An 11,932-nucleotide genomic window follows, 5' to 3' on the forward strand; every position below is an offset into this window, starting at 1 on the left:
TCATACATTTTAGATAAGGGGTTTATTTGTGCTTGTGTAAAATTGATATGAAGAAAAGCTTGTTAAATTTTTTGAAGGGTGATTAAAATTAATCTACTAATTTAAATCTAACCTTTTTGTCATTTACTGTTATGTAAAAATCACCACTTTCTAAATGTTTATTGCCAAAACTATCTATATAGCTTAAATCTTTAATTGGATTAATCTCAAAACGGTATATAGCTTTAGTTCCTTTTTTTAGTTCCTTTTTCTCAAAGAATTTTAACTCCTTTACAGGTCTTGATATATTTGCAACAGGATCAGATATATACCATAAAACGGTTTCTTTACCGGTCATATTTCCAATATTACTTACTTCAATTTCTGCAATTAATGTGTCGCTTTTACTTATTTCAGTTGAAGACAAAGTAATATCACTATAACTATAGGTTGTGTAGCTTAAACCATGTCCCATCCAATATAATGGTTCTTTGGGAATATCCTTATAATTGCCAGACCCCGGTACAGCAGAAGGACGCATGTTATAGTAAATAGGTATTTGACCAGTTGTGAGAGGAAATGTGATTGATAGTTTTCCTGAAGGATTTATTCTTCCAGAAATAATACCAGAAATTGCAGAACCACCAGCAGTTCCTGGTTGCCACATTTCAATTATAGCATCAACTTCTTCATGTAACCTATTTAATTCTAAAGGTCTTCCGCTAGATAGTATTAAAATAATAGGTTTTCCAGTTTTTTTTAATTCTAAAACTAATTGTTCTTGTATTTTTGGAAGAGATAAAGTTGAACGGGATCCATTTTCTCCACTCCAATTTCTTTTTTCTCCCAAAAAAATCAATACAATTTCAGATTTTTCAGCAATTTTAATAGCCTCTTTAAAACCTGAGGTATCATTGCCATCAAAATCACAGCCCTTTGCATATTTTAGTTTAGTACCAAATTCTTTAGTTAATCCTTCATAAACAGTTTCTACATCTTCAGATCTACCTTTTCCTTCCCAGAAACCCATAATATTAACGGAGTCTTTAGCCATAGGACCTATAATAGCAATGTTTTTGTAGCTAGATTTTAAAGGAAGGACATCGTTTTCATTCTTTAATAATACCATTGATTCTACTGCTAGTTTTTGAGCAATTTTTAAATCATTAGGTTGTAAGTATGTATCTTTTTCATCTAATTCATCAACATAGGGATTATCAAAAAGGCCTAGTTTAAATTTAACTCTTAATATTCTTCTTACAGCTTCATCTATTTGTGAAATAGTAATTTTTTCTTCTTTAATTAATTCTGATAAATTTTCAATATAAACATCATCTACCATATCCATATCTACACCAGCTAAAAAGGATTTTAATCCTGCTTCTTTTCGGTCTTTAGCTACACCTTGATAAATCAAATTTTTAATTGAACCCCAATCTGAAACTACAAAACCATCAAACTCCCATTGTTCTTTAAGTATTTCTGTTAATGTATAATGATTTGCTGAAGCAGGAATTCCGCTAATATCATTAAAACCGCTCATTACTGTAGCAGCACCTGCATTTATACCAGCTTCAAAAGGAGGAATAAACGTTTCCCATAGTGTTTGCTGTGATACATCAGAGTAGTGGTAATCTCTTCCGCCTTCAGATAAACTATAACCTATATAATGCTTTAAACAAGCTGCAATGGTGTATTTGTCTGATAGATCTTCACCTTGATAGCCTTGTATAGCAGCAACGCCAAAGACAGAGTTTGCATAAGAATCTTCTCCGTAACCTTCAGAAACTCTTCCCCAACGGGCATCTCTAGCTACGTCTACCATTGGTGAAAATGTCCAATCAATTCCAGATAGCCATGCTTCTTTTGCTGATATTTCACAAGATTTTTTTACCAAATCAATATTCCATGAGCATGCTTGTGCGAGTGGAATAGGGAATATGGTTCTATAACCATGAATAACATCAAAGCCAAATATTATGGGTATACCAAGACGAGATTCTTCTATTGCTTTTTTCTGAATATAATTTCGATATTTAGGATTTGTACTTCTGTAAATTATAGAACCTATTTCTGGATTTATATCTTTTATTTTGGATTCGTAGTTATTAGGATTTGCATTTTTCCCATAAGTCCATTGGTTCATTTGAAGTATTTTTTCTTCTAATGTCATTTGTATTAATAAATCTTCTATTCTATTTTCAATAGGAGTATTTTCATCTTTATATATTGGTAGACTTTTTTGTGGAAAAACGGATAAGTAGCCTAATAAAGCTAAACCTAAAATTAATTTATTCTTCAAATTTCTATTATATTGTTTAATTTTATCTTGATAAATAGAAATTGTCTAAATAGAAATCATAATTATTGGCATTTCTAACATCATCGGGAGAACTTCTTAAAACCATAAGATCTGTAATTGATGATAAGTTTAAAGCAGGATTGTCAGCCAAAAAGTCTGTAAGTGGTATTGAAATTAAATGCCAGTTTCCATCTCTTTTAAAGCCATAGGGTTCACTTGCTGCATCAAGAGATATGATACCTCTTTGGCCGCCTCCTTGTAATCTAATTAAGATAGTGCCATTACTTGTAGATTTTAATGCTACATTGTAATTTACATAACTTGAAATATCTACAGGAGTATCTGGTATTATTGAAGCCATTGCCCAATCTGCACTACCATCAATTGTAAAACTTAATGCTTTAGTGCCTTCATAAGGATCATCTGTTATGGTGTTAATGGCAAATTGATTGTTAACTTGTAATTGAATAGGGGTTGAGCCAACTAAATCTGTATTTTCTGTATATATACCAAATTTTTCCACTGGTGGTATGTAAATAGTATTTATAATTTCGAAGTAATTAGCTTTTATACCACTACCAGAAAATAGCATTCTTAAAACATGTTGTCCAGCTTCTAAGTTTACGTTTTCAGCTGTTACTGTTGTATATACACCATCAGTAGATGTTATAGCTCCTGTATCACCTAAATCAGTAACATTTGTACCATTAACTCTCTGCACTATTATTGAGCTGCCATTTGTTTCTGCTAAAAGTTTAAAGTTGATATCGTATATGCTAGCAGTTTCAACAAATATTGTGTACTCTAGCCATTCACCATCAGTAATATTAGTGATATCAAAGTTTCCGCTTTCATCGTTTGTTGTTTCGATGTCAACTCCATGACCAAATCTGTAATTCGAGTTTCCGTCATTATTTGAGTCTGTGTCATGGTATGAAATACTTTCACCACCAAAATCAAAGTCTTCAAATTGGATTTTTGTTTCAGTTGGTTTAGGAGATCCACTAAACGGATTTTGCGGAACTATTGCCAATGGGTAAACTTCTATAGTATATTCCTTTTTCTCAATTTGATTATCAATAAATTTAACTTCCAACGTTGTTATATAAACGCCAGATTCATTATAAGTTACATCTACATTAGAGTTAAAAGAAGTTGATGGGTTGCCTCCTTCAAAAGCCCAAGTTATACTTTGAACTTTAGTTGATAGATCTTGATATGATATACTTTCATCAACTGTAATATTTGTTGAGCTTGTAGAAGCTTCTATATTTCCTTTTTCATAGAGAGTTACTTCTCTAATTTCATCTTCACAAGAAAGTAAACCAAAGAGGATTAAGCCTGTTAAATAATACGATTTAATTTTTTGAATTTTTTTTAAAATCATAATTAGCTTTTTTAGTAAATGTTTTGTTTAGTTATTACAAAGATTAAAAATACTATTCTAATAGAGGTGTTCTGTAGTTTTTGTAAAGGGGTATATATGTACATTTTTACCCCTTAAAAGAGATTTTTATGATAATGTTATTTTTTTAATAGGTATAGATTTGTTTTAGGATTAACAAATTAAATTATGATTTATATAAATTCCTTTTTTAAAATTTTAATTATAAGTGTTTTAATGCATTTGACTTTTTGTTTCAAAAATAATAATCAAGATAATTTAACAACTATAAGTAAACCTGACTTTACAGTAAAACGAGGTGTGAATATTAGTCATTGGTTATCACAATCTAATAAAAATGAAGAAGAAAGACTTAACTATTTTTCGGAAGAAGATATGAAGCTAATAGCTTCTTTAGGTTATGATCATATTAGGTTACCAATTGATGAAAAAAATATGTGGGATGAAAATGGAATAAAAGATACTTTAGCATTTCAATCCCTTCATAGTGCTATCTATTGGGCTAAAAATAATGACTTAAGAGTAATTGTAGATCTACATATAGTGAGGGCTCACTATTTTAACAATGAATACAATCCATTATGGGATGATGTTACTGAGCAGCAAAAATTTGTTAACCTTTGGAGGCAGCTGTCATTAGAATTAAAAAAGTATCCAAATGGTTTAATAGCTTATGAAATTTTGAATGAACCAGTAGCGAATAATGCTAAAGATTGGAACGATTTATTGAGTGAGACTATTAAAGAAATTAGATTAAACGAGCCTTTTCGTACAATAGTTTTGGGTTCTAATAAGTGGCAATCTGTGGATACGTTTCAAAATTTAAAAATTCCTGAAGAAGATTCAAATATTATTTTAAGCTTTCATTTTTACAGCCCACATGTTTTTACACATTATAAGGCGCCATGGAGTAAAATAGGATTCTACAATGGCCCTATAAAATACCCAGGTATTTCAATAAACAAAGAAGATTTAAAAGAGTACACTAAAGAACAGATTAGCCTTTTAGAAGACAATGTATCATACTCTAAAGATTTTTTTCAAGATAAAATGCAATCCGCAATTCAAATAGCAAAAGAATACAACTTGCAATTATATTGTGGCGAATTTGGCTGCTTTCCATCAACACCAAACAAAGATAGAATGCAGTGGTATTCTGATATTATAAGTGTTTTTAATGAGAATAATATCGCATGGGCCAATTGGGATTATCAAGGAGGTTTTGGGATTATAGATTCAAAAACGGGTGTTATAAATAAAGAATTGATAGAGGTTTTAATAAAAGATAATTAAAAATTAAATGAATTTGTTTAATATAAAAAATAAAGTAATACTCATAACTGGAGGCGGAGGCATTTTAGGTGGAGAAATGGCTCGTTATTTATTAAAAAATAATGCAACAATAATTATTTTAGATTATAAAGAAGATATTGTTGAAGTTGCCACAGAAACCTTAAAAAAAATTAGTCAAAAAGTTGATGGGTTTGTATGCAATGTCCTAGAAGAAAAAAGCCTTAAAGAAGTTTCTAAAAAAATTATAGAGAAATACAAAAAAATTGATGTGCTTATAAATGCTGCCGGGGGCAATATGTCTGGAGCCACTATTGGAATCAATCAAACTATTTTTGATGTTAATATCGATCACTTTAAAAAAGTAGTTGATCTTAATTTATTTGGTTCTATTTTGCCAGCATTAGTGTTTGGTGAAGAAATGGCAAAAAATAAAAGAGGAATAATTATTAATATTTCTTCTATGACAGCTCAAAGTGCTGTTACAAGAGTTGTAGGGTATTCGGCATCAAAAGCTGCTATTGATAATTTTACAAAATGGTTGGCAGTTGAATTGGCAATGAAATTTGGAGAAAACCTACGTGTAAATGCTATAGCTCCAGGGTTTTTTATAGGAAATCAAAATAGGGATTTATTAATAAATAAAGACGATAAATCATATACGCAAAGAGGGGATAAAATTATTCAAAACACACCCATGAAACGATTTGGGGAAGCGGAAGAATTAAATGGTACTATTCACTATTTGTGTTCTGAAGCTTCAAAATTTGTTACGGGTGTTGTGATTCCTATTGATGGAGGTTTTAGCGCTTTTAGTGGAGTTTAAAAAGAAATAAATAAAATGGAACAAACATGGCGTTGGTATGGACCAGAAGATCCCGTATCATTATCAGACATAAAACAAGCAGGTGTAACAGGTATTGTTACAGCTTTACATCATATTCCAAATGGAGATGTTTGGACAATAGATGACATAAATAAAAGAAAGGCAATTATTGAAAATGTTGGACTTACTTGGAGTGTTGTTGAAAGTATTCCTGTACATGAGAATATAAAAACACGTTCTGGAAATTTTCAAACATATATTGAAAATTATAAAATTAGTATTGAGAATTTGGCAAGTTGTGGGATTAATATTGTGTGTTACAACTTTATGCCGGTTTTAGATTGGACAAGAACGGATTTGGATTTTGAAGTTGAAGATGGCTCAAAAGCTCTTCGTTTTGATGTAACGGCCTTTGCAGCATTTGAAATGTATTTGTTAAAACGTCCAGGAGTGGCAGACATCTATTCTGAAGAAGAAAAAATGGAAGCTATGGCATATATTGAGAAGCTCTCAGAAGAAGGGAAACAAATTTTAGTAAACAATATTATTGCAGGTTTGCCAGGAGCAGAAGAAGGTTACACTTTAGATCAATTTCAAACGATATTAAATACGTATCTTAATATTGATGATAAAAAGTTAAGAGAGAATTTAGTGTTGTTTTTAAAAGAAATCATTCCAGTTGCATCTCAAAATAGCGTGCTTATGTGTATGCACCCAGATGACCCACCATACCCAATTTTAGGATTACCAAGAGTAGTTAGTACAGAAGAAGATTTTAAGTATTTGTTTTCGGAAGTTCCAAACATCTCTAATGGACTTACCTTTTGTACCGGTTCATTAGGTGTGAGGAGAGATAATGATTTGGTTAAAATTTTCAAGAGTTTTGCAGATAGAGTACATTTTCTTCATTTGAGAAGTACTAAACGAGACGAAAAAGGGAATTTTTATGAAGCTAATCATTTAGAAGGTGATGTAGACATGTTTAACATCATAAAAGAAGTCGTTTTTGAAGAACAAAGACGTGAAAAAGAGGGCAGAAAAGATAATGTAATTCCAATGCGTCCAGACCATGGGCATCAAATGTTAGATGATCTTAATAAGAAAACCAACCCTGGGTATTCAGGTATAGGAAGATTACGGGGTATGGCTGAATTAAGAGGATTAGAGTATGGTATAATTAGAAACTTAAGATTTCTATTTAGAACAAATCATTAAAAGTAAGTTTAGTTGTTTCTAAAAGGTTTTTAAAAGAATGTAATTTATCTAATTCATATATAATTTGGTTAAACATTTTTTGCTTAAATTTTTGAAATAAAATTAGATTTGAAGTCAGGTTTATTGGGTTTGTTCTAGGATTATCTTACTATATTTCAAATCTAAAAATTAGTGAAGTATTATCCAAAAAGTTTGAACTTTTAACTGTTGAGGTAACTATTATTTATGGCAAGTAAATTCTTTTAAAAATATGTTTCATAAGAAAGCATATTATAGATTTTATACTTAATTTAATTAAAATATTTGTATAAAAAGTTAACATAAAACTGAACACGTTTTTGAACACAGTTCCAAACAAATGAGTGTACGAAATGCAATGGCTTCTTTTTTGTTAATGGAAGAAGCACCAACGATCAGGTTACTAAATATGCACCGAATTCCTGCCACATGCCACGATTTACGTGATGTAAGATAAAATTCAAAACGATATGATGTATGGAGACAAGGCTAGTAAAACGATCTTAAGTAGTTTATCCTATCAATTCTTCGGAAAGGTATACGATCCAGACACCGCGAAATATTACGAACCCCTTTTTTGAAATCGTCAAGAAAGAAACCACCAGCGTCAATCGAGGACATAATCTCAATTTTGATACCCGAATTACAACAGGGGAGCGTGAGGTCGCAAAAATTAGGGCGGATGTGTTTTTTAGGCTGAAAGAAGGCGAGTTTATAACGTTCGCAGATGGAAAGGATCGGAAAGTACAATTTAAATTGCCTAAAATTGAAAAGCGATTACCAACGAAACAACAAGACTATGCTGATGCCGACTTACAAGCTAATTTTGATAGGGTTTATGAGGCTATTAAATCAATTTTTAAATAATTAGAGGAACTTAATATCTAGGTTAATAAAAACTAATTATGGAACAGTTCTTGTTTTTAATAGTCAAGTAAATAATGGAAAAAACTTGACAAGTATTATTGAAAATGAGTATCTTTGTATTATTAGAACTATGAATATAACAACATCCATAAAAACTAAAGTGGCTCGTATAGATACCGGAGAGGTATTTACATACGATACGTTGTCTATTCCCCAAAGTGAATTTTCCGCTGCTGCTAAAGCTTTAAGTCGATTGGTTGCCAATGGGGTTATCAAGAGATATAAAAAAGGGATGTACTATAAACCCAAGCAAACTGTTTTTGGAGAACTAAAACCAAGAGAGGATGAGTTACTTAAAAATTATCTATTCGAAAAGGATAAGCAAATTGCTTATGTAACGGGTGTTAGATTATACAATCAATTTGGATTGACCACTCAAGTTTCTAATGTTGTGAGGTTAGCAAGTAAGGATAAAGAAATAAAGACGAAAATAGGAAGCCTTATTACTAAACCTGCCAAGAGTTATGTTCGGGTTACAAAAAAAAATGTGCCCTTATTACAACTATTGGACGTCATGAAGGATTTTAAGAACATTCCAGATATGGATAAAAAGAAAGGCGTTGTCTTTCTTAAGCAAAAGATTGAAAACCTTTCGGATGATGATAAAGACAAGTTGGCCAGTTTTGCAAAAGCGTACCCACCAAAAGTTAGGGCTTTGCTGGGAGCCATTCTTGAAATCCTTTCATTTAACGAATTGAGTGGTTCCCTTAAAGAAACCATTAACTATTTGAGCAGCTATGAATTTGGAATTTCTGAAAGAACATTACCTACCATCTCTAACTGGAATATCACCTAATAACATTTCACAATTATAAATTTTACTTACACTAACTTTAACTTGCTTTTTTGACAAATTGGAGGTTCGCCAGCTGATTTTTATTATTCTAAAGAATTAATATAAGAAAATAATATGGCTTCATAAAATTTGATGCTATATGATTCAATTTGGGATATTCAATTAAAAAAGAGCTATTTGTTGTACCTGAAACAAAAAACCCAAGAGTTTTAATCTTGGGTTTTCCTTTATTTACCTGGTAGCGAGAGGGGGGCACAATCCCCCGACCTCCGGGTTATGAACTCTATACTTACTAAAAATTAAGCACATTTATTGGGCTCACAAGCATCAAAATTATAAAATCGTATGCAAAAACGTATGCAGTTTTGATTTTCGAATTATAAATAATATATCAAATTTACATTAAAATTTTATAATAAGTTATGGTGTGTTGTTACGTTTAATTACTTTATTTTCTTTTTGACATAATATTTAAAATTAAGTAGCCTTATTTAAGGACTGGTCAAAAATGTTGCCAACGGTGATGTGTAAGAATAGTTGCGTGTTTAAGCAACTAACTTACTAAAAATGGAACGAACCAGAAGAAAATCCGTAGGATTTTCCAAATAGGCGAGAACCAAGCAATTATTTTTACATGGTGTTGGCAACTGGCTTTTATTCAACGTGATACCATTCGTATTCTTTTCCATTCCAGAAAATAATTCCGCCACCGTGAGATTCCTCAACGCTCATATAAATTCCGTTTCCAATTAATTCAAAATTTCGGCTTTCGTCTTGTCCAATTATATCTCCAGTTTCTTCGTCAACTAAAGTTGGTGAGACTATTTTTCCTTTCGGTAAAGTTTCAAAAACTTCAATCCAATCCAAATCTGTCATTTGGTCAATTTCTTTACCTGCTCCGAAAACAAAACATTCTTGATTGTCAGAATTGTGAATTATTAAAACTCCAGTTTTTTGATTGTTTTTATTTATTACGATAGAAGCAAAGTCAGTTTTATTGTCTCCGTTAAAATCTCCCTCCAGATTTTTGTCAGCTATTAAATCCAAGGAATCAGGAACTTTTGTCAAATCAATTTTTTCAGTCGTTTGATATAGAATTTTTACTTTTCCAATATTATTCTCGAATTGTTTTTCTTTTTTAAAAGTCCTAATCTTGTGAGGAAATGTAAATTCGGCAGTTTCATTATCTATCCAATTTACGGTTAAGATACTATCTTTTGATATTTTGGAACTTTCAAATTGGTCAGCGACAAATACATTTCCGATTTCTTCATTATCTAATTCGTAATCATATCCTTGAATAGAGGCTTGAATAGAATTGTTAACAGTTGCATTTCCCATTTTCTCAAAAACTACAACCTTCATACTTTGTTTTGGGTTATAATATTCCTTTATAATTCGGTTTTCGCTTTTGTCAAAAATTTGACAGCTAACAACTGTGAAAATTAATAAAACCCAAAGTATATTTTTTTCGACGTTCATTTTTTTTAGCTTGTTGCCAACGGTTCGGCTATGATTTCGTTGCGGAAAAGTCCGCAGGACATTTCCGCCGTAAATCAAAGATAGCAAAAGTGCGAGATTTTTCCGCAGGAAAAATCCGCAGCAATGAATTATAGGCAATGTTGTGTACAGTGCTTAATTTATTTCAATCTAGTTTATCCGTGCAGAAGGTCAGTCGTTCGCAACAGTTGCGCTCTGCTTTGGTCGGAATTTTTAGAGTCAGAAATTTTGTCCGTAAATAGAGGTCAGAAATCCGTAATATATACGTTTTGTTAAGGTCAAATGTTTTAAGAATTAAAGCGAAAAAATTAAAGATTTATATTGCTTTTTAACCGAGTGAGCGCATTGTACACAACGGTTACGTATAAGAATAGTGCGGTTTTGTGTGCGAGGATTTTCCGTAGGAAAATCAGAAGCTAACAAAAAAAGCACTAACTTTTGATTAAGCACTAAACTACGCATTATTTTTATACAATGTTGTAAATCAGTTGTGACACATTTGAGTAATCACGATTTATTTCGCTTTAATTTTTCTCAGACTGAGTAAAGTCCGACGCAACAGTTGAGAACTGCTTTGGTCAGTCAGATATTATTTCAGGTTTTTAAATCCGCAAAATTCGGTTTTTTTAATTCGTTTTAAAATCCGAAAATTTGTAGAAATCAGATAGTTTTATTTTTCGTTTCTGGTTAAAAGTCGGCGTAAAGATTGGTTTTAAATTAAGGGTTTTGGTCAGTTTATTTTTAGCGTAAAATTTTTCGGAGAAATTGTTTACAACGGTTTGTGTAAGAATAGTAAGGGATTAAAATGTACTTACTTTTCGATTTAGCACTTAGCCAAATTTACAATTTTACCGTTATCTTTCTTTTAACCGTCAAATTGAAAATTTGGCGGACTTTGTTAATATGTACTAATTTTGGGTTTGGCACTTCACCCTTATTATTTTTACACCTTGTTGTGCGTTCGTTTTTTATTCGGTTAACAATTTCAAATCCCAAATATTCTTTCAGTTTTGGGAATTTGTATCTGTAATATTCATTCCAATAACTTATCATTCTACTTTCAGTCTATTGCCAATATATAGAGTTTTCATCTCTAAATTCAGCGCAAAAGTCCAGAGTGTTTTCATTTACTTTTTTGTCAATAATCGGAAGTAGTTCATAGATGTACTCTCCAATTAATTGAATTAGAAAAGGAACTGTCCATTTTTCTAAATTATCTGATAATAAATTCAGCCTTTCTTCTCTTAAATGTCCATTATGATGTCTCAAATAAATACAATTTAAGATGTCTTTTTGTTTGTCCGTCAGAGTCTTTTCCAATTCTGGATTTAGCTCGTCAAAGTAAAGTCTGTATGGAATTGTCAAAGTTTCATTGTCAAGTACTACATCCAACTCATTTTCGTGAATCAGATTGTCAACTTGGTGAATTGTTCCGTCAAAGAGTTTTACTTTATTATTGTCAAATGGAATGATTTTTAAAACTTCGTTTAAATCCGAATGCAGTTTTTTCGGGAAAGCTTTGGTAAGTCTTTCCTTATATTCAGATGTTATATTTCCCTTAAATATCTTTAGCATTTCGGCTGCATTCAAGGTTCTAACGCAACAAACGTTGCTTTTTTTTGTGAGATACTAAGCTACATTTTTTAGTTCAGAATCCATAATTTCTTGAGGTGT

General features: G+C 31.3%; 8 protein-coding genes and 1 pseudogene. 5 read left to right on the forward strand and 4 right to left on the reverse strand.

Annotated features, from left to right (window positions below; translation table 11 throughout):
- Positions 1–88: 88 nt before the first annotated feature.
- Positions 89–2,281: a glycoside hydrolase family 3 N-terminal domain-containing protein gene (locus BT151_RS17645; protein ID WP_072403686.1), complete on the reverse strand. Its 2,193-nt coding sequence runs from the start codon at positions 2,279–2,281 to the stop codon at positions 89–91.
- 22 nt (positions 2,282–2,303) lie between these two features.
- Entirely contained in the window at positions 2,304–3,668 is a 1,365-nt protein-coding gene (locus BT151_RS17650) for a carbohydrate-binding protein (RefSeq protein ID WP_072403687.1), read from the reverse strand.
- A 186-nt stretch (positions 3,669–3,854) separates the two neighbouring features.
- On the opposite strand from BT151_RS17650, the gene BT151_RS17655 reads away from it, so the two are divergent.
- From BT151_RS17655 to BT151_RS17675, 5 genes and pseudogenes are all read left to right on the forward strand, one after another.
- Positions 3,855–4,979 carry a glycoside hydrolase family 5 protein gene (locus BT151_RS17655; RefSeq protein WP_084648020.1) on the forward strand — a complete coding sequence of 375 codons (1,125 nt, stop codon included), beginning with the start codon at positions 3,855–3,857 and terminating at the stop codon, positions 4,977–4,979.
- Positions 4,980–4,986: 7 nt separating this feature from the next.
- A complete protein-coding gene (locus BT151_RS17660; protein WP_072403688.1) occupies positions 4,987–5,802 on the forward strand; it encodes an SDR family oxidoreductase in 816 nt (271 codons plus the stop codon).
- 15 nt (positions 5,803–5,817) lie between these two features.
- A complete protein-coding gene (gene uxuA / locus BT151_RS17665; protein WP_072403689.1) occupies positions 5,818–7,017 on the forward strand; it encodes a mannonate dehydratase in 1,200 nt (399 codons plus the stop codon).
- A gap of 349 nt (positions 7,018–7,366) precedes the next feature.
- Positions 7,367–7,902: pseudogene (locus tag BT151_RS17670) on the forward strand (type IV secretory system conjugative DNA transfer family protein); the annotation flags it as partial.
- 130 nt (positions 7,903–8,032) lie between these two features.
- On the forward strand, positions 8,033–8,758 hold the full coding sequence (locus BT151_RS17675) for a DUF6088 family protein (protein WP_072403690.1): 726 nt from the start codon (positions 8,033–8,035) through the stop codon (positions 8,756–8,758).
- Positions 8,759–9,412: 654 nt separating this feature from the next.
- Here BT151_RS17675 and BT151_RS17680 read toward each other — a convergent pair.
- A complete protein-coding gene (locus BT151_RS17680) occupies positions 9,413–10,240 on the reverse strand; it encodes a hypothetical protein (RefSeq protein WP_072403691.1) in 828 nt (275 codons plus the stop codon).
- Positions 10,241–11,323: 1,083 nt separating this feature from the next.
- Positions 11,324–11,848, reverse strand: coding sequence for a hypothetical protein (locus BT151_RS17685; RefSeq protein WP_143144343.1), 525 nt, complete (start codon positions 11,846–11,848; stop codon positions 11,324–11,326).
- Positions 11,849–11,932 lie beyond the last annotated feature (84 nt).

The organism is Flaviramulus basaltis, assembly GCF_900114265.1.
Lineage (GTDB): Bacteria > Bacteroidota > Bacteroidia > Flavobacteriales > Flavobacteriaceae > Flaviramulus > Flaviramulus basaltis.

Bases quoted from the DNA above. Each gene is read 5' to 3' on its own strand.
- BT151_RS17655 (WP_084648020.1), top strand. From the start codon at position 3,855: ATGATTTATATAAATTCCTTTTTTAAAATTTTAATTATAAGTGTTTTA.
- uxuA (WP_072403689.1), top strand. From the start codon at position 5,818: ATGGAACAAACATGGCGTTGGTATGGACCAGAAGATCCCGTATCATTA.
- BT151_RS17650 (WP_072403687.1), bottom strand. From the start codon at position 3,668: ATGATTTTAAAAAAAATTCAAAAAATTAAATCGTATTATTTAACAGGC.
- BT151_RS17675 (WP_072403690.1), top strand. From the start codon at position 8,033: ATGAATATAACAACATCCATAAAAACTAAAGTGGCTCGTATAGATACC.
- BT151_RS17680 (WP_072403691.1), bottom strand. From the start codon at position 10,240: ATGAACGTCGAAAAAAATATACTTTGGGTTTTATTAATTTTCACAGTT.
- BT151_RS17660 (WP_072403688.1), top strand. From the start codon at position 4,987: ATGAATTTGTTTAATATAAAAAATAAAGTAATACTCATAACTGGAGGC.